Annotated in this window: 18 protein-coding genes and 3 tRNA genes; 9 read left to right on the top strand and 12 right to left on the bottom strand. The window is 71.2% G+C overall.

Features of this window, described 5'->3' with window-relative positions:
• The first annotated feature begins 254 nt into the window (after nucleotides 1–254).
• Complete coding sequence (locus ACIGQF_RS33560) at nucleotides 255–1400, top strand: Leu/Phe/Val dehydrogenase (protein ID WP_399718304.1); 1146 nt, start codon at nucleotides 255–257, stop codon at nucleotides 1398–1400.
• Nucleotides 1401–1723: 323 nt separating this feature from the next.
• Complete coding sequence (locus ACIGQF_RS33555) at nucleotides 1724–1981, top strand: DUF3073 domain-containing protein (RefSeq protein WP_399718302.1); 258 nt, start codon at nucleotides 1724–1726, stop codon at nucleotides 1979–1981.
• Nucleotides 1982–2080: 99 nt separating this feature from the next.
• Here the strand turns inward: ACIGQF_RS33555 and purM are convergent, their stop codons facing one another.
• Together purM and purF are read right to left on the bottom strand one after the other, a co-directional pair.
• The gene (purM, locus tag ACIGQF_RS33550; RefSeq protein WP_399718299.1) at nucleotides 2081–3154 is read right to left on the bottom strand and encodes a phosphoribosylformylglycinamidine cyclo-ligase; all 1074 of its coding nucleotides are present in this window, start codon (nucleotides 3152–3154) and stop codon (nucleotides 2081–2083) included.
• Between the two features lie 33 nt (nucleotides 3155–3187).
• Nucleotides 3188–4744, bottom strand: coding sequence for an amidophosphoribosyltransferase (purF, locus tag ACIGQF_RS33545; RefSeq protein ID WP_399718297.1), 1557 nt, complete (start codon nucleotides 4742–4744; stop codon nucleotides 3188–3190).
• Nucleotides 4745–4850: 106 nt separating this feature from the next.
• Here purF and ACIGQF_RS33540 point away from each other — a divergent pair, with 106 nt between their 5' ends.
• Nucleotides 4851–4931, top strand: coding sequence for a putative leader peptide (locus ACIGQF_RS33540; protein ID WP_361553951.1), 81 nt, complete (start codon nucleotides 4851–4853; stop codon nucleotides 4929–4931).
• A 352-nt stretch (nucleotides 4932–5283) separates the two neighbouring features.
• Complete coding sequence (locus tag ACIGQF_RS33535; RefSeq protein WP_399718398.1) at nucleotides 5284–6729, top strand: sulfatase; 1446 nt, start codon at nucleotides 5284–5286, stop codon at nucleotides 6727–6729.
• A gap of 31 nt (nucleotides 6730–6760) precedes the next feature.
• Here ACIGQF_RS33535 and ACIGQF_RS33530 read toward each other — a convergent pair whose 3' ends face one another.
• From ACIGQF_RS33530 to purS, 4 genes are all read right to left on the bottom strand, one after another.
• Nucleotides 6761–7555: a sterol carrier family protein gene (locus ACIGQF_RS33530; RefSeq protein ID WP_399718295.1), complete on the bottom strand. Its 795-nt coding sequence runs from the start codon at nucleotides 7553–7555 to the stop codon at nucleotides 6761–6763.
• A gap of 83 nt (nucleotides 7556–7638) precedes the next feature.
• Nucleotides 7639–9888: a phosphoribosylformylglycinamidine synthase subunit PurL gene (gene purL / locus ACIGQF_RS33525; protein ID WP_399718292.1), complete on the bottom strand. Its 2250-nt coding sequence runs from the start codon at nucleotides 9886–9888 to the stop codon at nucleotides 7639–7641.
• Nucleotides 9885–10589, bottom strand: coding sequence for a phosphoribosylformylglycinamidine synthase subunit PurQ (gene purQ, locus ACIGQF_RS33520; RefSeq protein ID WP_399718289.1), 705 nt, complete (start codon nucleotides 10587–10589; stop codon nucleotides 9885–9887). Before purQ ends, purL begins: the two co-directional genes overlap by 4 nt.
• Entirely contained in the window at nucleotides 10586–10849 is a 264-nt protein-coding gene (gene purS / locus ACIGQF_RS33515) for a phosphoribosylformylglycinamidine synthase subunit PurS (RefSeq protein WP_030623503.1), read from the bottom strand. Before purS ends, purQ begins: the two co-directional genes overlap by 4 nt.
• A 300-nt stretch (nucleotides 10850–11149) precedes the next feature.
• Here purS and ACIGQF_RS33510 point away from each other — a divergent pair, with 300 nt between their 5' ends.
• The 4 genes from ACIGQF_RS33510 to ACIGQF_RS33495 all read left to right on the top strand — a co-directional run bounded on the left by ACIGQF_RS33510 (nucleotide 11150) and on the right by ACIGQF_RS33495 (nucleotide 12160).
• Nucleotides 11150–11470: an Lsr2 family protein gene (locus ACIGQF_RS33510; RefSeq protein WP_052866369.1), complete on the top strand. Its 321-nt coding sequence runs from the start codon at nucleotides 11150–11152 to the stop codon at nucleotides 11468–11470.
• Between the two features lie 186 nt (nucleotides 11471–11656).
• Nucleotides 11657–11728, top strand: a tRNA-Gly gene (locus ACIGQF_RS33505).
• Nucleotides 11729–11803: 75 nt separating this feature from the next.
• A tRNA-Gly gene (locus ACIGQF_RS33500) sits at nucleotides 11804–11876 on the top strand.
• Nucleotides 11877–12084: 208 nt separating this feature from the next.
• Nucleotides 12085–12160: transfer RNA gene (locus ACIGQF_RS33495), tRNA-Gly, on the top strand.
• A 51-nt stretch (nucleotides 12161–12211) separates the two neighbouring features.
• On the opposite strand, the gene ACIGQF_RS33490 is transcribed toward ACIGQF_RS33495, so the two are convergent.
• The 4 genes from ACIGQF_RS33490 to purD form a co-directional block, all read right to left on the bottom strand.
• The gene (locus tag ACIGQF_RS33490) at nucleotides 12212–13126 is read right to left on the bottom strand and encodes a phosphoribosylaminoimidazolesuccinocarboxamide synthase (RefSeq protein WP_399718285.1); all 915 of its coding nucleotides are present in this window, start codon (nucleotides 13124–13126) and stop codon (nucleotides 12212–12214) included.
• 185 nt (nucleotides 13127–13311) lie between these two features.
• Complete coding sequence (locus ACIGQF_RS33485; RefSeq protein ID WP_399718283.1) at nucleotides 13312–14790, bottom strand: N,N-dimethylformamidase beta subunit family domain-containing protein; 1479 nt, start codon at nucleotides 14788–14790, stop codon at nucleotides 13312–13314.
• A gap of 444 nt (nucleotides 14791–15234) precedes the next feature.
• The gene (locus ACIGQF_RS33480) at nucleotides 15235–17268 is read right to left on the bottom strand and encodes a hypothetical protein (RefSeq protein ID WP_399718280.1); all 2034 of its coding nucleotides are present in this window, start codon (nucleotides 17266–17268) and stop codon (nucleotides 15235–15237) included.
• Nucleotides 17269–17652: 384 nt separating this feature from the next.
• Nucleotides 17653–18912, bottom strand: a complete 1260-nt coding sequence (gene purD, locus ACIGQF_RS33475) for a phosphoribosylamine--glycine ligase (RefSeq protein WP_399718277.1) — start codon at nucleotides 18910–18912, stop codon at nucleotides 17653–17655.
• Between the two features lie 456 nt (nucleotides 18913–19368).
• On the opposite strand from purD, the gene ACIGQF_RS33470 reads away from it, so the two are divergent.
• On the top strand, nucleotides 19369–20133 hold the full coding sequence (locus ACIGQF_RS33470; protein ID WP_399718274.1) for an SLATT domain-containing protein: 765 nt from the start codon (nucleotides 19369–19371) through the stop codon (nucleotides 20131–20133).
• A gap of 130 nt (nucleotides 20134–20263) precedes the next feature.
• Here the strand turns inward: ACIGQF_RS33470 and ACIGQF_RS33465 are convergent, their stop codons facing one another.
• Together ACIGQF_RS33465 and ACIGQF_RS33460 are read right to left on the bottom strand one after the other, a co-directional pair.
• The gene (locus ACIGQF_RS33465; protein WP_361553739.1) at nucleotides 20264–20914 is read right to left on the bottom strand and encodes a hypothetical protein; all 651 of its coding nucleotides are present in this window, start codon (nucleotides 20912–20914) and stop codon (nucleotides 20264–20266) included.
• 58 nt (nucleotides 20915–20972) lie between these two features.
• On the bottom strand, nucleotides 20973–21650 hold the full coding sequence (locus tag ACIGQF_RS33460) for a GntR family transcriptional regulator (protein WP_399718270.1): 678 nt from the start codon (nucleotides 21648–21650) through the stop codon (nucleotides 20973–20975).
• Nucleotides 21651–21941 lie beyond the last annotated feature (291 nt).

Here is a 21941-nt window from a genome sequence, read left to right as displayed (position 1 = left end):
GTCCGCCGGAGGGGGACCGCGAGGGAAATCCGCCACAGGGGAGTGTGCCAAGCAGGGGCGCGAAGCCGGGAGTTGCCTCCCCGCGAGCGGCCCGGCATGCGCAAATCGTCCCATGCCCGTACCCCACTAAGGGGTGATCCTCCGCACTGTGCCGATCAACGGCTGCCGAAGGTCATACGCTTCCCACGACCGGCCCTCCCCCCGCTTCCCCTGCCACAAGCGGGGGGAACGACCCGAGGGCGTCCACCGCGACTATGGGAGTCACCACAGTGACCGACGTACGTCCCGTCTCCGCACACTCCGTGCCGGGGATCTCCCCTTCCCACGCCGACAGTGGAGTGCTGCACACGCTGTTCCGGTCCGATCAGGGCGGCCACGAGCAGGTCGTGCTCTGCCAGGACCGCGCCAGCGGCCTGAAGGCCGTGATCGCGATCCACAACACCGCGCTCGGCCCGGCCCTGGGCGGCACCCGCTTCCACGCGTACTCCTCCGAGGAGGAAGCCGTCCTGGACGCGCTGAACCTCTCCCGCGGCATGTCGTACAAGAACGCGCTCGCGGGCCTGAACCATGGCGGCGGCAAGGCCGTGATCATCGGCGATCCCGAAGCGATCAAGACCGAAGAACTGCTGCTCGCCTACGGCCGTTTCGTGTCCTCTCTCGGCGGCCGCTACGTCACGGCCTGCGACGTCGGTACGTACGTCGCCGACATGGACGTCGTCGCCCGGACCAACCGCTGGACCACCGGCCGCTCGCCGGAGAACGGCGGCGCCGGCGACTCCTCCGTCCTCACCGCCTACGGCGTCTTCCAGGGCATGCGCGCGGCCGCGCAGCACCAGTGGGGCGACCCGAGCCTGCGCGGGAAGAGGGTGGGCATCGCCGGCGTCGGCAAGGTCGGCCGACACTTGGTCGAACATCTGCTCGAAGACGGGGCAGATGTGGTCATCACGGACGTACGGTCCGAATCCGTGGATCGAATTCTGGCCAATCATCCGCAGGTCCGCGCGGCCGTCGACACCGAGGCGCTCATCCGCACCGAAGGCCTCGACGTGTACGCGCCGTGCGCACTGGGCGGCGCCCTCAATGACCACTCCGTACCGGTTCTGACCGCGAAGGTGGTCTGCGGCGCGGCCAACAACCAGCTCGCCCATCCGGGCGTGGAGAAGGACCTCGCCGATCGCGGAATCCTTTATGCACCCGACTACGTGGTCAACGCGGGCGGTGTCATCCAGGTGGCGGACGAGCTGCACGGGTTCGATTTCGACCGCTGCAAAATGAAGGCCGGGAAGATCTTCGACACGACACTTTCAATATTCGCGCGTGCGAAGGCGGACGGCATTCCGCCGGCCGCGGCGGCCGACCGGCTGGCCGAACTGAGGATGGCGGAGGCGCGCTCGGCGTGATCCACGCCACCCCGTAGGCGCCCCGGCGCCGACCGTGGAATTCCTACAGCGACACGCTCGGTGGGTGGTGAAGGAGACATCCCTCACCACCCACCGGCGGGTCGCCGGACATGACACGTTAAAATCGCAGCTGACCAGCGGGTACGGGGCGTCCCGCGAGTCATGCCGGGCGGCCGGTGGTGCGGGCGACGTACCGTATGGCCGCGGAAGCAGGTACCGTTAAAGCCCTACGGGCCGGACTCTCCGTCGAGAGTCCGCTCTGAATCATGAACGCGTGTCAAGACTCTGGGGCCGTCGAGCCCCGTCGTTGAGGGGGTCGAGCCATGGGGCGCGGCCGGGCCAAGGCCAAGCAGACGAAGGTCGCCCGCCAGCTGAAGTACAACAGCGGTGGGACTGATCTCTCACGCCTGGCCGAAGAGCTGGGTGCATCGCCGCAACAGCCGGCACAGCAGCCGCCGAACGGTGAGCCGTTCGAGGATGACGAGGACGACGACCCGTACGCACGGTACGCCGACCTGTACAACAACGATGACGATGAGGACGACGAGGGAAACTCGTCCGACCAGCGTCGTCGCGCCTGACGCCGCCGCGCGCTCAAGGCAGCCACAGCAGTATCGCGGACCCGGTCCGGCGCTTTGCCCGGACCGGGTTCTGTGCTGCCCTGCGGGAGGGTGCGGGCGTCAGCTCGCGTAGTCACCGGTCAGGGCCACGGCCTCGGCGTGGTCGCCGCGCTCGACGATCTCTCCGCTGACCCAGGCCTCCAGGCCCCGGTCCGCGAGGGTGGCGAGCGCCACGTCCACCGACTCCTGGGGGACGACGGCCATCATGCCGACGCCCATGTTCAGGGTCTTCTCCAGCTCCAGGCGCTCGACCGAGCCGGCCTTGCCGACCAGGTCGAAGACCGCGCCGGGGGTCCAGGTGGAGCGGTCGATCGTGGCGTGCAGCCCGTCCGGGACGACCCGCGCGAGGTTGTTCGCGAGGCCGCCGCCGGTGATGTGCGAGAACGCGTGCACCTCGGTGGTGCGGGTGAGCGCCAGGCAGTCCAGCGAGTAGATCCTGGTGGGCTCCAGCAGCTCCTCGCCGAGGGTGCGGCCGAACTCCGGCACCTCCCGGTCCAGCGCCATGCCCGCCCGGTCGAAGAGCACGTGGCGAACGAGCGAGTACCCGTTCGAGTGAAGACCGGAGGACTCCATGGCGATCACCACGTCACCCTTACGGATGCGATCCGCCCCCAGGACGCGGTCGGCCTCGACCACGCCCGTGCCGGCGCCGGCGACGTCGAAGTCGTCCTCGCCGAGCAGGCCCGGGTGCTCCGCGGTCTCGCCGCCGACCAGCGCGCAGCCGGCCAGCACACAGCCCTCGGCGATGCCCTTCACGATGGCCGCCACCCGCTCGGGGTACACCTTGCCGACGCAGATGTAGTCGGTCATGAACAGCGGCTCGGCACCGCAGACGACCAGGTCGTCCACGACCATGCCGACCAGGTCGTGGCCGATCGTGTCGTACACGCCCAGCTTGCGGGCGATGTCGACCTTGGTGCCCACGCCGTCCGTCGCGGAGGCGAGCAGCGGGCGCTCGTACCGCTTGAGGGCGGAGGCGTCGAAGAGGCCGGCGAAGCCGCCGAGCCCGCCCACGACCTCGGGGCGGGTGGCCTTCTTGACCCACTTCTTCATGAGGTCGACGGCGCGGTCGCCCGCTTCGATGTCGACGCCCGCGCTCGCGTAGCTGGCGCCGGCAGGAGATTCAGCAGACATGGCTGAGAGCTTTCGTGTCGTCTTGCAGGGGTTCTACGGGCGACGCAGCGCGTCGGCGCCGCCGACCCCGGCGGTGAGCGTCTGGACGCCGTCCACGTCGGACGTCGTCCGGCCCTCGGTCTCCGCCTCCAGCAGGTGCTTGCCCAGCAGCTCCGGGTCCGGCAGGTCCATCGGGTACTCGCCGTCGAAGCAGGCGCGGCACAGGTTCGGCTTGGCGATCGTGGTCGCCTCGACCATGGCGTCGATGGAGATGTACGAGAGCGAATCGGCGCCCAGGGACTTGCCGATCTCCTCGACCGAGAGACCGTTGGCGATCAGCTCGGCCCGGGTGGCGAAGTCGATGCCGAAGAAGCACGGCCACTTGATCGGCGGGGAGGAGATCCGCACGTGGACCTCGGCCGCGCCGGCCTCGCGGAGCATCCGGACGAGGGCGCGCTGGGTGTTGCCGCGGACGATCGAGTCGTCGACGACCACCAGGCGCTTGCCGCGGATGACTTCCTTGAGCGGGTTGAGCTTCAGGCGGATGCCCAGCTGGCGGATGGTCTGCGACGGCTGGATGAAGGTCCGGCCGACGTAGGAGTTCTTGACCAGTCCGGTGCCGAAGGGGATGCCGCTGGCCTCGGCGTAGCCGACGGCGGCCGGCGTGCCGGACTCGGGCGTCGCTATCACCAGATCCGCGTCGACGGGCGCCTCGGCGGCCAGCTTGCGGCCCATCTCCACGCGGGAGAGGTAGACGTTCCGCCCGGCGATGTCGGTGTCGGGGCGGGCCAGGTAGACGTACTCGAAGACGCAGCCCTTGGGGCGGGCGTCGGCGAAGCGGGTGCTCCGCAGGCCGTCCTCGTCGATGGCGACCATCTCACCGGGCTCGATCTCCCGGATGAAGCTGGCGCCGCAGATGTCGAGGGCGGCGGTCTCGGAGGCGACCACCCAGCCGCGCTCCAGGCGGCCGAGGACCAGCGGGCGGATGCCCTGCGGGTCACGGGCCGCGTACAGGGTGTGCTCGTCCATGAAGCACAGCGAGAAGGCGCCCATGACCTTGGGCAGGACGCGCGGCGCTGCCTCCTCGACGGTCAGCGGCTTGCCGTCCTCGTCGACCTGCCCGGCCAGCAGGGCCGTCACCAGGTCGGTGTCGTTGGTGGCCGCGACCTGGGTCGCGCGGCCGCCCTCACGGGGCAGGTCGGCGACCAGTTCGGCCAGCTCGGCGGTGTTCACCAGGTTGCCGTTGTGCCCCAGCGCGATCGAGCCGTGCGCGGTGGCACGGAAGGTCGGCTGGGCGTTCTCCCACACGGACGCACCGGTGGTGGAGTAGCGGGCATGGCCCACGGCGATGTGGCCCTGGAGAGAGCCGAGGGAGGTCTCGTCGAAGACCTGCGAGACGAGACCCATGTCCTTGAAGACCAGGATCTGTGAGCCGTTGCTCACTGCGATGCCCGCAGACTCCTGCCCGCGGTGCTGCAGCGCGTACAGCCCGAAATAAGTGAGTTTGGCGACCTCTTCTCCCGGGGCCCAGACACCAAAGACGCCGCAGGCGTCCTGGGGACCCTTCTCACCAGGGAGCAGGTCGTGGTTGAGTCGTCCGTCACCACGCACATCAAGAAGTCTAGGGCAGGTACGGGATTCATCCGAACCGGGGATGGTCGCCGAGCTTGGACATGTGCTTGACGTGAACACCTGATCACCGCAAGGATCCAGGACCGTGCAGACCCCGCAACTCTTGGTGCAGCGCCGCCATGTCGACCTCGGTCGCGTCGCGAGCGCCATCTGTCGTTGCCTCTGAGCGCGCCTCTCGCGCCTCCTCTCCGCCGCGCGCCCTTCTGTACATCCCGTACACCGCCGCGCCGCCGCCCTCCCGCCGCCAGCGGACCCGCACGCCTGCCGTCGCACCGACTCTGACCAGGCAGGACGGCTCTCCGTAAGGCGTCGGCGGCGACGTTCCGAGCGGTCCACGCCCTCTTGATCACCGCCTTACATGGGGTGAGAAGCGTCACTTCCCGGCCATCACGCACACGGACGGGGCGATTGGGCTGCATTTATCGGGATTTCTCAGCCGAGGGCGCGGCGCGCACGGTCGCCACTTTCCTCAAGCAAAGGACCCGTTCGTGACGTCGCCCGACGCCCAGCAGCCCGACATGTCCGATACCGCCCGCCGCCCGCTCTCCCGCCGGACCTTCGGCGGCCTCGCCGGAGCCGGTGCCGCCGCCGCGCTCGGCGGGCTCGGCACCGTCGCCGCCGGTACGGCCGCGGCCGCGGAGCCCGCCGCCCCCGCCGCCTACGAGGAGCGGCCGTTCCGCGCCGCACCCGGCCGGTCAGCGCGCCGCCCCAACATCCTTTTCATCCTCGGCGACGACTTGGGCTGGGCCGACCTCTCCTCTTACGGCTCGCCGGACATCCGCACCCCCCACCTGGACCGGCTGGCCCGCCAAGGCGTCCGCTTCACCCAGGCCTACTCGGGCTCGGCGACCTGCTCCCCCACCCGCTTCTCGCTCTACACCGGGCGGTATCCAGGCCGGACGAAGGGCGGCCTCGCCGAGCCCATCGCCGACCGCAGCGTCGGGCTGGACCCGCACCACCCCACCCTCGCCTCGCTGCTCCGCGACGCGGGTTACGCCACCGCCCTGATCGGCAAGTGGCACTGCGGCTACCTGCCGGACTACAGCCCCACCCGGTCCGGCTGGGACACCTTCTTCGGCAACCTCGGCGGCGCGCTGGAGTACTACTCCAAGCTGGGACCGGCCGGGGAGTACGACCTGTACGAGGGCGACGCCCAGTACAAGGACCTGCGGTACTACACCCGCATCCTCACCGAGCGGGCGGTCGACCACGTGACCGCACGCGCCGGGGAGCAGGCGCCCTGGCTGCTCAACCTGAACTTCACCACCCCGCACTGGCCGTGGATCGCGGACGGCGACGAGGCCGAGAGCGCGAAGATCACCGCCCGGATCCGGGCCGGGGAGAAGGGCGCGCTCAACCACCGCGACGGCGGCTCGCTGGCCAAGTACAAGGAGATGGTCGAGGACCTGGACCGCTCCATGGGCCAGGTCCTGGACACGCTCCGGCGCACCGGGCAGGAGCGCGACACGCTGGTCTTCTTCGCCAGCGACAACGGCGGCGAACGCTGGTCCCACCAATGGCCGCTGTCCGGGAACAAGGCGTCGCTCCAGGAGGGCGGCATCCGCGTCCCCACCCTCGTCCGCTGGCCCGCGCGGCTGGACGCCGGCCAGGTCAGCCACGAGCCGGTGTACACGCCGGACTGGACCGCGACCCTGCTGGAGATCGCCGGTGCACGTGCCGACCGCCGGTACCCGCTGGACGGCACCAGCCTGGCCGGCCACCTGCTGCGCGGCGAGCGGCTCCCCGAGCGCGACCTGTTCTGGCGGGTACGCGGCGAACGGGCGCTGCGCCGCGGCGACTGGAAGTACTACCGCGGCAAGGGCGGCACCGACCAGCTGTTCGACCTGACGGCCGACCCGCGCGAGCAGGCCGACCGGGCGGGCGCGGAGCAGGCGCTGCTGCGGGAGCTGCGCACGGCCTGGGAGCGCGTCGACGCCACGCTGCTGCTGTACCCGGCCGCCTGACGGCCGGCGCCCCGGCCCGTACCCGTCACCGTCAGGACAGCACCGGCAGGTACGGGCCGAGGTCCGCGCGCTCGCCGCTCGCGCTGACCGTGGCGTTCTCCAGCTCCACCGCCCACTCCGCACGGCCGGTGGCCAGCCGCACCCAGGTCAGCGGGGCGGTCTCCACGACGTTCGGCGGGGTGCCGCGGGTGTGCCGGGGGCCCTCGACGCACTGCACGACGGCGTACGGCGGGATCCGCACCTCCACCGAACCGCCCGGCGCCTTCGTGGCCAGCGAGTCGGCGAGCAGCCGCACCGTGGCGGCCAGCGCCTGCCGGTCGACCGGCAGCTCCTTGCCGAGCGCGTCGGCCAGGTCGTCGGTGTGCACGACCAGCTCCAGGCAGCGGGTCACCAGCAGGTCGACCAGCCGCATCGCCCCGGGCCGCCGAACCGCCACCAGCCGGTCGTCGGCGGCCCCGGGCACCAGCGCCGCATACCGCTCGGCCGCCCGGTCCAGCAGCGCGACCGGGTCCTGCTCGGCCGCCAGGGTCCGCACGTACTCGTCGACCGAGGCGGCGTACACGGCGGGCGCGAACGGCCACTCGACGAGCTGCACTTCCTGCTGCTGCGCGGCGGGGCGTTCGAGTCCGGCGGGGACGTGGTCGACCGCCATGGCGAAGTGGGCGACCAGCTCCCGCACGGTCCAGTCACCCAGCCGGGTCGGGCGGGCGAGGTCCTCGGGGGACAACTCCCGCACGGCGTCCCGTACGTGACCGAGCTGCGCGGTCACCGCGGCACGGATCTTGGCGGAGTCGTAACTGCGCGGGCGCTTCTTCGCGGGAGACATGAGCGTGAGCCTAATCGCCACGTGCCGCGGCCCCACCGGGAATTCCCGGTGGGGCCGCGGTACTGCCGGTCGGGCGCGGACGATCAGGCGAAGATGCCCGGGATCGTGTCCTCGTGCGCCGTGCGCAGCTCGCTCAGCGCGATGCTGAACTGGCCCTGCACATCGAGGGAGTCGCCGTCGACGACACCGATCCGGGTCGCCGGGAGACCGCGCGCACCGCACATGTCGGTGAAGCGGAGCTCCTCGCTGCGCGGTACCGAGACGACCGCGCGGCCCGCGGACTCGGAGAACAGCGTGACGAAGGGGTCCTGGCCGTCGGGGATGACGACCCGGGCGCCCTTGCCGCCCTTGAGGCAGGACTCCACCAGAGCCTGGACCAGACCGCCGTCGGACAGGTCGTGCGCCGCGTCGATCATGCCGTCGCGGGACGCCGAGATCAGGATCTCGGCGAGCAGCCGCTCCCGCTCCAGGTCCACCCGCGGCGGCAGACCGCCCAGGTGGTCGTGGATCACCTGCGCCCAGGCCGAGCCGCTCAGCTCGTCGCGGGTGTCGCCGAGCACGTAGAGGAGCTGGCCCTCTTCCGCGAAGGCGACCGGCGTACGGCGGGCCACGTCGTCGATCACGCCGAGGACGGCGACGACCGGCGTCGGGTGGATGGCGGCCTCGCCCGTCTGGTTGTAGAGCGAGACGTTGCCGCCGGTGACCGGCGTGCCCAGCTGCTGGCAGCCGTCCGCGAGACCGCGGATGGCCTCGGCGAACTGCCACATGACGGCCGGGTCCTCCGGCGAGCCGAAGTTCAGGCAGTCCGAGACGGCGAGCGGCTTGGCGCCGGTCGCGGCCACGTTCCGGTACGACTCCGCGAGCGCCAGCTGCGCACCGTGGTACGGGTCCAGCTTCGCGAAGCGGCCGTTGCCGTCGGTGGCGATGGCCACGCCCAGGCCCGACTCCTCGTCGATGCGGATCATCCCGGAGTCCTCCGGGCTGGCCAGCACCGTGTTGCCCTGCACGAAGTGGTCGTACTGGGAGGTGATCCAGGACTTGGACGCCTGGTTCGGGTGCGCCACCAGCTTCAGGACCTGCTCGCGCAGCTCGTCACCGCGGGCCGGCCGGGCCAGCTTCGCGGCGTCGTCACCCTGGAGGGCGTCCTGCCACTCGGGGCGGGCGTACGGGCGCTCGTAGACCGGGCCCTCGTGGGCGACGGTCCGCGGGTCGACGTCGACGATCTTCTCGCCGTGCCAGAAGATCTCCAGCCGGTCGCCGTCGGTGACCTCACCGATGACGGTGGCGGTCACGTCCCACTTCCCGCAGATCTCCAGGAAACGGTCGACCTTCTCCGGCTCCACGACCGCGCACATGCGCTCCTGCGACTCGCTCATGAGGATCTCCTCGGGCGAGAGCGTGGAGTCGCGCAGCGGTACGTCGTCGAGCTCGACGCGCATGCCACCGGAGCCGTTCGAGGCCAGCTCGGACGTGGCACAGGACAGGCCGGCAGCGCCGAGGTCCTGGATGCCGACGACCAGCTTCTCGGCGAACGCCTCCAGGGTGCACTCGATGAGCAGCTTCTCCTGGAAGGGGTCGCCCACCTGGACGGCAGGACGCTTCGACGGCTTGGAGTCGTCGAAGGTCTCGGAGGCCAGGATCGAGGCGCCGCCGATGCCGTCGCCGCCGGTGCGGGCGCCGTAGAGGATGACCTTGTTGCCGGACCCGGAGGCCTTGGCGAGGTGGATGTCCTCGTGCTTCATCACGCCGATGGCACCGGCGTTGACCAGCGGGTTGCCCTGGTAGCAAGCGTCGAAGACGACCTCGCCGCCGATGTTGGGCAGGCCCAGGCAGTTGCCGTAGCCGCCGATGCCGGAGACCACGCCGGGAAGCACGCGCTTGGTGTCGGGGTGGTCGGCGGCGCCGAAGCGCAGCGGGTCGACCACGGCGACCGGGCGGGCGCCCATCGCGATGATGTCGCGGACGATGCCGCCGACGCCGGTCGCGGCGCCCTGGTACGGCTCGACGTACGACGGGTGGTTGTGCGACTCGACCTTGAAGGTGACCGCGTAGCCGTTGCCGACGTCGACGACGCCGGCGTTCTCGCCGATGCCGACGAGCAGTGCGTCGGTCTCCGGGGCCTTCTCACCGAACTGGCGGAGGTGGACCTTGCTGCTCTTGTACGAGCAGTGCTCGGACCACATGACCGAGTACATGGCGAGCTCGGCGCCGGTGGGACGGCGGCCGAGGATCTCGCGGACGCGCTCGTACTCCTCCTGCTTCAGGCCCAGTTCGGCCCACGGCTGGTCGGTGTCCGGGGTCTCGGCCGCGTGCTTGACCGTGTCCAGCGTCATGCGTTGACCAACTTCTTCAGGATCGAGGTGAAGAATCCGAGGCCGTCGGTACCGCCGGCACCGATCAGCGGCTCGACGGCGTGCTCCGGGTGCGGCATGAGGCCGACGACATTGCCGGCCGCATTGGTGATGCCGGCGATGTCCCGCAGCGAGCCATTGGGGTTTCCGTAGCCGTCAGCGGCTTCGCCACTGGCGAGATACCGGAAGGCGACGCGGCCTTCCGCCTCCAGCTCGTCAAGGGTCCGCTCATCGGCGACATAACGGCCGTCGATGTTCTTCAGCGGGATGCTGATCTCCTGGCCGGCGGTGTAGTCCGCCGTCCACGCCGTGTCGGCGTTCTCCACCCGCAGCTTCTGGTCGCGGCAGATGAAGTGGAGGTGGTTGTTGCGCAGCATCGCGCCGGGGAGGAGGTGGGACTCCGTCAGGACCTGGAATCCGTTGCAGATGCCCAGGACCGGCAGGCCGCCCCTGGCCTGCTCGATGACGGTCTCCATGACCGGCGAGAAACGGGAGATGGCCCCGGCCCGCAGGTAGTCGCCGTAGGAGAAGCCGCCGGGCAGGACCACGGCGTCGACCTGCTTGAGGTCCTTGTCCTTGTGCCACAGCGGCACGGCCTCGGCGCCGGCGAGCCGGACGGCGCGCTGGGTGTCGCGGTCGTCCAGCGTGCCGGGGAAGGTGATGACTCCGACGCGAGCAGTCATGAGCCGGCCCCGGCGGGCTCGTCGACCCGTACGACGAAGTCTTCGATGACGGTGTTGGCGAGGAAGGTCTCTGCCATCTCGCGGATGCGGGCGAGGGCGGCGTCGTCGACCGGGCCCTCCACCTCAAGTTCGAAACGCTTGCCCTGACGTACGTCGGAGATGCCCTCGAAACCCAGACGCGGCAGTGCACGCTGCACCGCCTGTCCCTGCGGGTCGAGGATCTCCGGCTTGAGCATGACGTCGACTACGACGCGTGCCACTGGCACTCCCGGTTGTGTGGTGCGTAAGGCGGTTCCTTCACAGTACCTTGCCGAAAATTCTACGCGGGTAGAATCGTAGCCGACCGATCACGTTCCGGTATCGGCGGTTGTGAACAGCCGGGAAAAATCCTCGAAAAGATCGGCAGTCCGGATTGCGCGGTGACACGCTGAGGAAATTAACTGGGCTTCCCAATGCATTGCTCATCGCTGTACAAATGAAAAAGCATTGATCCCTGACATCCGGATCTGCCGCATCTCCCCATGTCAGCACCGAGATGCTGCACGAAAGGACCGATATCCGTGGCGCAGCGCGTAGTGGTCACGCTCTCCGATGACATCGACGGCGGAGAAGCCGCAGAGACGGTCACCTTCGGATTGGACGGTAAGACGTACGAGATCGACGTCAATCCCGCCAATGCGGAGAAACTCCGCGAGGTGCTCGCACCGTACGTCGAGGCCGGCCGCAAGCGGGCGAAGTCCGGCAAGGCCTACCGCCACACCTCGGTGGCGGCCGATCCCGCTGCGGTACGGGCGTGGGCCCGCTCGCACCACATGGAAGTGCCACCGCGGGGCCGGATCCCCAAGAAGGTCTACGAGGCGTTCGAGGCCGCCAACAGCTGACGGTCCGTGGTCGCCCGCGTCCCTGCCGGGGGCGCGGGCGGCGGGCCCTTCCGGGCCGCGGGCGCTCGTCCGGCGCCGGCTCCGGAGACCGCGTGGGCAGCGGACTTGCGCTGCACCCCCGTTGATCAGCTAAAGTCTGGAGCACGCCGAGGGGCGAGGCCGGAAGGCCGGGCCCCGAGGAGTCACGCGGGTGTAGCTCAGTAGTAGAGCGCCCTCTTTCCAAGAGGGAGGCGCAGTGTGCAATCCCTGTCACCCGCTCTGACAGTCTCGACCATCCCTCTGGATCAGGTAGAGTAGCTGTCGCGCCGCTCGGTGAAAGCCGGGTGGATGCATGCGGACGTAGCTCAGTTGGTAGAGCGCAACCTTGCCAAGGTTGAGGTCGCGAGTTCGAGCCTCGTCGTCCGCTCAGGAAAGAAGACCCCGGTCCTCGTGACCGGGGTCTTCTGCTTTTTCCCCATACGTCCGCCCTGTTGACGGGGAAGCCGACGGGAAGCGACGGGGAAAACGATCTGTGGTCGTGGCCACAATCCTCCCCGCCCGCCACCGGAGGGGCACAAGCACCCCGCGCGGTTGGCTATAGTGGTGCACGCACCGAGCGCTTCGGCGCCGGAGATGCGGACGTAGCTCAGTTGGTAGAGCGCAACCTTGCCAAGGTTGAGGTCGCGAGTTCGAGCCTCGTCGTCCGCTCCATACGAAAGGGCCCCGGTCATCGACCGGGGCCCTTTCCGTTTCCCTGGACGCTCAGGACCACTTGAGCCCGGTGAGCCGCTCGTACGCCTCGACGTACTTCGCGCGGGTCTGCGCCACGATCTCCGCCGGCAGCGGGGGCGGCGGCTGCTCGCTCTTCCGGTCCCAGCCGGAGTCCGGCGAGGTCAGCCAGTCCCGGACGAACTGCTTGTCGAAGGACGGCTGGGCGCGGCCCGGCTGCCACTGGTCGGCCGGCCAGAACCGCGAGGAGTCCGGCGTCAGCACCTCGTCGGCAAGCGTCAGCGTCCGCGTGCCGTCCGCGCCCACCGCGTACCCGAACTCGAACTTGGTGTCCGCCAGGATGATGCCGCGCTCACGCGCGATGTCCCGGGCCCGGCCGTACACCGCGAGGGTGGCCTGGCGCAGCTGCGCCGCGGTGTCCGCGCCGACCTGCCGGGCGACCTCCTCGTAGGAGACGTTCTCGTCGTGCTCGCCGACGGCGGCCTTGGTGGCCGGGGTGAAGATCGGGCCGGGCAGCTCGGAACCGTCCTGCAGGCCCTCGGGGAGCGCGAGTCCGCAGACCGTACGCGACTCCTCGTACTCCTTGAGGCCGGAGCCGGTGAGGTAGCCGCGGGCCACGCACTCGACCGGGACCATCTCCAGGGACTTGCAGACCAGGGTGCGGCCCGCCCAGTCGGCGGGGGCGCCGGCCGGGATCTCCGTGGAGAGCACATGGTTCGGCGCCAGATCGGCGAGCTGGTCGAACCACCACAGCGAGAGCTGCGTGAGGACCCGGCCCTTGTCGGGGATCTCGGTGGGCAGCACCCAGTCGTACGCGGAAGTGCGGTCGCTGGCGACCATGATCAGGTCGCCGTCGGCGTTCTCGTAGAGGTCGCGCACCTTGCCGGTGTGGAGATGAACCAGGCCCGGCACCTCCACGGGTTCGGGCTTTTCAACGAATCCGGACACGCTGCCTCCGCGTAGGTTGATCCAGGAGTCCTTCCGATTCTCGCGCATGCGGGGGCCCGGCAGCGCTTCAGGGTGGGCCGACGCGGCGCACGCCCGGCCCCGCACGCCTTCCGGCGCCGGTACGGGCAGCACCCGTCGGCGCGCGCGACCCCGGCCCGCGCCTCCGCGCGCGGGCCGGAGGCCGCTCAATCGCGTTTGCAGATGCGGTCGAGGAGATTGGCGGTGGCCCGCTGGATCCGCTCGTCGATGTGGCCGGGCCGGTCCAGCGCCGGCGACCAGGCGAAGGTGCCGGAGGCAAAGACCAGTGCCCCGCTGGGCGCCCGGTACAGCGACGTCTCCTGGTGGCGGCGGACGCCCTCGCCATCGCGGTACGGGGAGTGCGCCAGCAGCACCCGGCTGGTGCTCTCGGGCAGGTTCGTGCGCGGGAAGTACCGATCCGCCTCGCCGGCGACCAGCCCCGCCAGCTCGTCCCCTTCGTGCGCGCCGGTGGCCTCCCACAGCCAGTGGTCACCGTTGCGGACCACCAGCGGCGCCGGCTCGGGCACCCGGCCCGCGTACTGGATGCCCATCAGCTCCTGCTCGGGCCGGCCCACCTCGCGCCAGAGCGCGGGGCGCCCGGGGCCCTGGCGCTTGCGGCAGGTCAGCAGGGAGTCCGGGCCCGAGGGCGACGGGGACAGCTCGACCTGCCAGTACATGGTGTTGGCGGAGAGGAAGACCAGGGACGTGCCGCTGTCCCGGGCGCGCTCGGCCGCCTGCCGCATGGGGACCGACCAGTACTCGTCGTGGCCGGGGAAGACCAGGCCGCGGTAGCGCGACGGATCGACACGGCCGGCGTGCAGATCGCGGGCGTCGGCGTAGGCGAGGTCGTAGCCGTACCGTTCCGCCCAGCGGATGAAGTCGTACGCGTGCCCGACGTGCAGGGGCAGGCCGGCGCCCGCGAAGGGGCGGTCGAAGGAGACCGTGACGGCCGCGTCCTTCTCACCGAGCAGCGCGCCCTCCTCGTCCCACGCGTGGTACAGGCTGGCGCCCGTCCGGCCGTCCTCGGGGTAGAGGTTGTACGCCTGCCATGTGACGTCCGGGAGCAGCAGGAGCAGATCGGCGGGGCGGTCGTCGCGGACGGTGAAGGGGAGGTGGCTGCGGTAGCCGTCCTCGGTGGTCAGCACCGCGACGTACGCGCCGACGTTCCAGTACTCCGGGATCTGCAGCCGCCAGGAGAGCCACCAGTGGTGGCAGGAGACCGTGCGGTCGGCGGTGAGCGGGGCGGGCTGGACGATGCCGGAGAGCCGGGGACTCGTGGTGATCTTGGCGGCGCCGGCCGCCGCGTAATGGCCGATCCGGTAGACGTCGATGCTGAACGGCTGGGGCGGGTCGACGGTGATCCGGAAGTCGATGGCCGCACCGGGGGCGACCGCGCCGGTCGTGGCGAAGCCCTTGATCTGGCGGTGCACGTCGTCGGCCGTGCGGGGGCCCGCGCAGGAGCGGGGCGGCGGCACGGGCGCTCCCTCATGGGTGAGCACCGGATCGACGTACCACGGGACCACCCGGCCGGAGTCGAAGTAGTTCTCGCTCCCTCGCAGCCAGGGAAGTGGCCCCTGCCCGAACGGGTCCGTCACTGCATGCGCGAGCGCACCGGACTCCCATCGCCGGATCTGCTGTGTGCCCACGCTCCCACTCCCCTCCCACGCCCACCGTCGGTCCGCCTGTGCTGTCGCCCGTACGCGGTCGCCCGTACGGACTGTGTGTACGAGCCCGGGTCACGGGCTTGTGAGTACACGTTTCGTTCGTAAGAGGCAGGGCGAGTACCCCCAGCACATCACATTACGCACTTGGACCGTCACCCTTCGTCGTGAATTTACTCGCGGAAACGACTGAAAGATGAACCGGAGGCGCATACCTTCCGTCGTTCCGGGCCAGGGGGACTGGTTGGACATTCGATACGACGGGGGCGACCGGTACTGCGCGGGTGACCGATAACCGGTAGGACGGGGTGTCCCCGGTACGGCGCGGGTGACCGATAACCGGTAGGACGGGGTGTCCCCGGTACGACGGTGACGGTGGGGTGGGCCGGAGGCCGTGGGAGGCGCGGGGTGGCCGTCGGCGGTCCGCGGTCAGACGAGGCGTACCGGCTTGTCCGGGCGGACGCCCAGTTCGCCGAGCCAGTCGCGCAGCGGCTCGTCGTCGCCGTCGTCCACCAGGCTGCGGACCGTACGGCCGACGTCGGCCCGGCGGGCGCCGTCGACCAGCAGCGCGGGCCCGTCCAGCCAGTCCAGGCCCGGAGCGGCGCCGGCGGTGTCCACGGCGGCGCAGCACACCATCGCCATGACGTGATCGGCGAGCAGCTCGCGGCCCGTACGAGGCGCTTGCAGGGGGAACAGCGGAACGCCGCCGTCGACCAGCCCGTCTCCCCAGGACACTCCGGGACCCGCGAACTCCGCGGTCTCCTGGGCCGATCCTGAGGCGGGCGTGGCTGCCCTGCGGTCGGCGGTGGCCCGCTCCTCCCGCTCCAGCTCGGTCACCAGGCGTGCGGCGACGAGGTCGCTCGCCGCGTCGTCCCGGGCCAGCCGCTCGATGACCCGGGTCAGCGTGGGCCCGGCCACGGCGGGCTCGCCGCCGTTCACGGCACCGGCCACCCGCACCCCGCCGCCGGGCCGTTCGCCGGTCTCCGCGGGCACCTCACCGAGGCTCCTGCCCGCTGCGGCATCGGCCGCCCCGCCGGGCTCCCCCGCGGGCCCCTTGGTGCCCACCGGCTCCTTCGCCCGCACGGGCTGAGCCACGGCTCCGGTCGCCCGTACGGCTTCTGCGGTCCGTACAGCTTCGGTTGCCCGTGCGGCTTCGGCTGCCCGTACGGCCTCCGTCGCCGGTACCGCTTCCGGCGCCCGTGCGGGCTGTGGCGCGGCGCCCTCGGCCGGGGCGGCGGGCGGGAGGGCGGGCAGGTCGTCCAGGACGCGGTGCAGGCGGGCGGCCTCCAGCCGCCACTTGCGGTCGACGACCTCCTCCGGATAGCGGTCCCAGGCGATCGGCGCCCAGTCGGGGCCGGTCTCGGCCGGGCCGCCGTGGAAGAGCCGGGCGGCCAGCAGGGACGCGGCGCGGTCGATGGCGCCGGGCTCCTCCAGCAGGTCACAGGCCGGGCGCTCGCCGAGCCGGGAGGTGAAGCCCTCGGCGAGGCGGTCGCGACGGGAGAGCTCGGTGAGCGCGGAGACCACGCCGGCGTCCAGCCGGGCGGGCCAGCGGCCCATCCGCCAGGCCGGCAGCGCGACCCGGGTCAGCAGCCGGTCCCAGCCCGCGTACGCCAGGCCCACCTGCTCCTGCGCGACGATCCGCAGGCCGTAGTCCACGCCCTGGGCGCGCTCGGACGCCGCGGCCGCGACGCCCCGCTCCATCTGGGTGGCGTGCTCACCGCAGGCGCGCAGCAGCAGGCGCGACACCCGGCCCACGAAGCGCAGGGGTACGCCGCTGAGCGTGCCCCGGGCGCGGGCGGCGACCGCCACGGCGGCGTCCAGGCCGCGCACGAAGCGGCGCGCGGCCGCTATGTCGGGATGCACCGAGGGGCCCGTACCCGCGACGACGGGGGCCAGGAGGGCGCGCAGCTCGCCGACCCGCATCCACCACAGAAAGGGCGAGCCGATGACCAGGACCGGCGCCGGTGCCTGCCGGGCCGCCCCCGATCCTGCGCCCGTGCGGGAGGCGGCCGGGGCGGGGCCTGCTGCCGAGCCGCCGGACGGAGCGTGCGCACGGTGCGTGCGGTCCTCCAGCCAGCTGTCGCAGTCGGGGGTGAGCGCTATCGCGGAGGGCGCCGGGACCTCCAGACGGTCCGCGAGGTCGCGCACCAGGCGGTACAGATCGGGCGCCGACTCCTCGGCGACCGGGACCGTCGGGCTGAGCGCGGGCCGGGCCCGGGCGACCACCGCGGCGACCAGCGCCGCCAGCAGCAGCGCCACCACCGCGAACCCCGCCACGATCCAGCGGGCGAGGGCCCAGCCGCCGGATTCCCACGAACCGAGCCCACCGGTCGCGGCCCCGGCGAAGAGCACCACGGCCAGCGCGGCCGGCAGCACGGCCAAGCCCAGCGCCGCGCCGCGGATCCGCAGCACCGCGAGCGCTCGGGCGCGCGCTGCCTGTTCGCCTGCCTCCGGACCTGCCACGAGCCTGTACACCCCCTGCTGTCCTGCTTGAACGGGACGGAGAGAACACGGGACGGAAGAGACCGGCAACTGTCGGCGGCCGCTGGCGGCCGTCGGCGCGTTGCTCGTTCTCCACCACTCTGGCACCGGCCACTGACATCGCAATGCCGGTGAGCCACTTGCCGGACGTCTCGGGGGCGGCCGGGCCGAGGAGCGGAACGGTCACCACAGGACGCTTGCGCGGAACCCTAGTTGGGGCGCCGCCGCACGTCAGCCGTTAACCGGTTTGGTCACTCGATGGAATGGCTTTGGGTAAAGCAAGGAACCGGCCGTCGGACGGCCGGTTCCTCACAGGGGGCGGGACCGGGCCGGCCACCAGGGCCGGACGGGTCCCGCTGCGTCTCCTCAGCCGGCCTGCTCCGCGGCCTTGGCCGCGATGTCCGTCCGGTGGTGGGACCCGTCGAGCGAGATCCGGCCGACGGCGGCGTACGCGCGGTCACGGGCGGTGGCCAGATCGGCCCCGGTGGCGGTGACGGACAGTACCCGGCCACCGGCGCTGAGGACCCGGCCGTCCGCGTCGTACCGGGTGCCCGCGTGCAGCACGTACGCCTCGGGGGCGTCCTGCTCGGCGACCGCGTCCAGACCGGTGATCGGGTCACCCGTACGCGGGGTGCCCGGGTAGTTGTGCGAGGCGACGACGACCGTGACGGCCGCGCCGTCGCTCCAGCGCAGCGGCGGGAGGGCGGCGAGGTTGCCAGTGGCGGAGGCCATCAGCAGGCCGGCCAGCGGGGTCTTCAGGCGGGCGAGCACGACCTGGGTCTCCGGGTCCCCGAAGCGCGCGTTGAACTCGATCACGCGGACACCGCGCGAGGTGATCGCCAGACCCGCGTACAGCAGGCCGGAGAACGGGGTCCCGCGGCGCCGCAGCTCGTCCACGGTCGGCTGCAGGACGGACTGCACGACCTCGTCGACCAGCTTCGGGTCCGCCCACGGCAGCGGGCTGTACGCGCCCATGCCGCCGGTGTTCGGGCCCTCGTCGCCGTCCAGGGCGCGCTTGAAGTCCTGAGCGGGCTGGAGCGGTACGACGGTCTCGCCGTCGGTGACGGCGAAGAGGGAGACCTCGGGGCCGTCGAGGAACTCCTCGATCACCACGCGGTCGCAGGCCAGCGCGTGCGTCCGGGCCGCTTCCACATCGTCCGTCACCACGACGCCCTTACCGGCGGCGAGGCCGTCGTCCTTGACCACGTACGGCGCACCGAACGCGTCCAGGGCCTCGTCGATCTCGGCGGGGGTGGTGCACACGTAGCTGCGGGCCGTCGGCACGCCGGCGGCGGCCATCACGTCCTTGGCGAAGGCCTTGGAGCCCTCCAGCTGCGCGGCGTCGGCGGAGGGGCCGAAGACGGGGATGCCGCGGTCGCGCACGGCGTCGGCGACACCGGCCACGAGCGGTGCCTCCGGGCCGACGATGACCAGTTCCGCCTGCAGGCTCAGGGCCAGCTCGGCAACGGCCGCGCCGTCGAGGGCGTCCACCGGGTGGAGCTCGGCCACCTCGGCGATGCCGGCGTTGCCGGGGGCGCAGTGCAGCGCCGTGACGTCGGGGTCGAGGGACAGGGAGCGGCACAGGGCGTGTTCGCGGGCGCCGCCGCCGATGACGAGGACCTTCACAGGAGCAGCCTAGTCGTCCCGGGTGACGGCACACGGCCGCGCCCCTGAGCGCGACGCCCTCCGGCCCCCCGCCGTACGGAAGAACGGCTGCGAGATCGGTCGAAGTCGCAGCCTCTTCGGCCACCCGAACGAACACAACTGGGCACGGCTGGTCCAACATGCGCATACGTACGGCCGAACAGGGATAAACAGGTACAGCCCGGCGAACGGGTACAGCTGATCGAGGGACGCGCGCATGTCCCCACCCTGGGTACCTAGGCGGGGGGCGCGGGGTGTAGCAACTCCTTCGAGTGAGGCCGGGAACAGGCCTATACCTGATCCCGCGCCACTTCCGGGCGGAAATAGCTCGATCCTGGCGGCAACGCCAGCCGTTCGGCGGTAGGAAGGGTGTCGCGCGCCACGGCCGTCTCCATCGCCACGCGCGCACCGCACGTATCTTCAACAGGGAGTCCACGGGTGAGCCAGCCGGAGATGCAGCCCGAGAGGCCTCCCGAGGGGCCCCCTCGGGAGGAAGGCGAGGACGCGCAAGGACGGGATCGCGGTGATCTCGCCGGCCGTGCCTTCCCACTCGGCGACTGGGGTGAACCGGCCGAGCGCCTGGACGAGCTCTACCAATGGGCCGAGACCGGCGCGCTGCACGTCATCGACTGGTACCTCGCGGACCGCGTCGCCAAGCGGCGCACCGCACGGATCCTGCGCGCCGGCGCCGCAGCCGGCGTCTCGGCGGGCGCGCTGCTGCCGCTGCTCGGCCTCACCGGCGCGCTGGACGACGGCACGCAGTACGGCTACATCGCGCTGCTGCTCGCCGCCGTCTGCGCGGGCTGCGACCGTTTCTTCGGTGTCACGGCGGGCTGGATGCGGGACGTGGCCGCCGCCCAGGCCGTACAGCGCCGACTGGAGGCACTGCAGTTCGACTGGGCGTCCGAGAGTGTACGAGAGGTCCTCGGCCCCACCGAGGGCACCGCCTCCGAGGCCGCCGAACGCTGCCTCTCCGTACTGCGGCGCTTCAACGAGGACATCGCGGAACTCGTCCGCTCCGAGACGAACGACTGGATGATGGCGTTCCGCACCGGACAGGTGCCGACCGGCAACCAGACGGCACCCGCCCCGTGGGGACCGCAACGCCAGGAGACCGCCCCGGACCGTACGGGCCGCATCGTCCTCCCCCCGGGCACCCGCCCGAACATGCCACGCCAGCGACCGCCGGAGCCGCCCCGGTGACTGCCCGGGGCTCCGTGCCCCGGCCCGTATGCTCGGTGCCGGTCAGCTGCCCGGCACCGGTCAGCTGAAGACGATCGCCTGGAGACGGTCGGCTGAAGAAAGTCGACTGAAGACAGCCGCCTGAAAGCGATCAGCTGAAGACGATCATCGAGCCCTGGCCCAGACTGCGGGTCGCCGCCGCATGCAGCCCGAGCCACACATGACGCTCCCGGGCGAACGGACCGTCGTCGGCGACCGCCCCCTCCACCCGCTCCTCCAGCTTCGTCGGCCGCTCCGGCGGCGTCGGCGCGGCCGGCGGATTGGCCGGGTCGATACCGATGGCCGGCGCGACCACCTCCAGCTCCCTCAGCAACCCGTGCGAAGAACCCAACGGACCGCCCCCGGCGAGAAGTTCCTCATTCGCCAGCGGATGCGGGAAGTCCACCGGTACGTACGCACCCGCGTGGTCGTAATGCCACACCAGATGCGACTCCTGGGCCGTGCTCTCGAACATCTCCAGCAACTGCTCGTAGTCGCCGCCCAGTTCGTCCACGGGCGACACGGCGAGACCACAGATCTGAAGCAGGTACGCACGGCGAAGGAAGTGCAGCGCGTCATAGTCGAACCCGGCGACCGGCGCGACGTCCCCGGAAAGGCCCGGCATGTAGTTGAAGACCGGTACGGGCGGAAGACCCGCCTCGTCCAGCGCTTTGTCGTAGGCGGCGAGCTCTTCGGAGAAGGGATTGTCGGGGCTGTGGCACAGCACGTCGACGAGGGGGACGAGCCACAGGTCACACGCCACAAGTTCTCGCTTCCGTTCGGGTCCGGCAGACGAAGCCGATGGTCGGGACAGCGTAGTGCTAGGCGAGGTTCTCGACGAGGGCGAGGGCGTGGGCGTTGTACTCGCGGACCAGGCGCTGCGCCGCGCTCACATCACGGTGCACGACCGCGTCCGCCAACTCCTGATGACCCTGCCACAGATGACCGCGCAGGTCCGCTTCTGCGCGCAGCATCGGCACCGCGAACACCCACCCCTGTACCCGCATCCGGTCCAGGAAATCGGCAATACAGGGATTTCCCACGAGATTGCCGAACTCACGCCAGAAGCGCAGGTCGTAGCCGATCAGTACGTCCAGGTCCCCGCACCGCGCCGACCGTTCCGCCTCCTCCGCACGGCGCCGGAGGGAGACCAGCGCATCGGACGTCACTCCGTGCATCAGCTCCTCCGCACGCGTACGGAAGACCCCCTCCACGACCAGCGTGCGGGCCTCGACCATGGCCCGGTAATCGGCCGCCGTGAACGTGTGCACGCAGAAACCACGGTGCTGCTCCACGTCCAGCAGCCCCTGCGCGGCGAGGTCGAGCAGCGCCTCGCGCACCGGTGTCGCCGACACGCCGTACTGCTCGGCGATCTCCTTGACGGTGAACTGGTGGCCCGCGGGCAGCCGTCCGGCCAGCACCTCGTCACGCAGCGCATCCGCGATCTGCTGGCGGAGCGTGCTGCGCTGGATGACTCCGCTGACCGGCCCGGCGGGCATCGTGTCCGTCTCCTTCCGCGACCGCGCGGCAGAAGCGCAGCCCTCGCTCTCACGATAGGCGAGCGGCGTGCGAGACGGGTGGGACGGTGGTGGTGAAAAGGGGTGGGGCGGTAGTGACGGTTGGGGGGCGGTGGTGACGAGAAGGGGGGGGAGGGCTGGGGCGGCGAAACGGCGCGGGGCCGGGGCCCCCCCCCAAAAAGGGGGGGGGCCCGCCCCCGGCGGGGCCCGGCCGGCGGGGGGCGGACCGCGGGGCACAACACCCGGTTGGCGACAGCGGGGCGGGCCGAGCAT

This window comes from Streptomyces sp. NPDC053560 (assembly GCF_044544605.1).
GTDB lineage: Bacteria > Actinomycetota > Actinomycetes > Streptomycetales > Streptomycetaceae > Streptomyces.
This window is presented reverse-complemented; position numbering and strand designations above follow the sequence as displayed.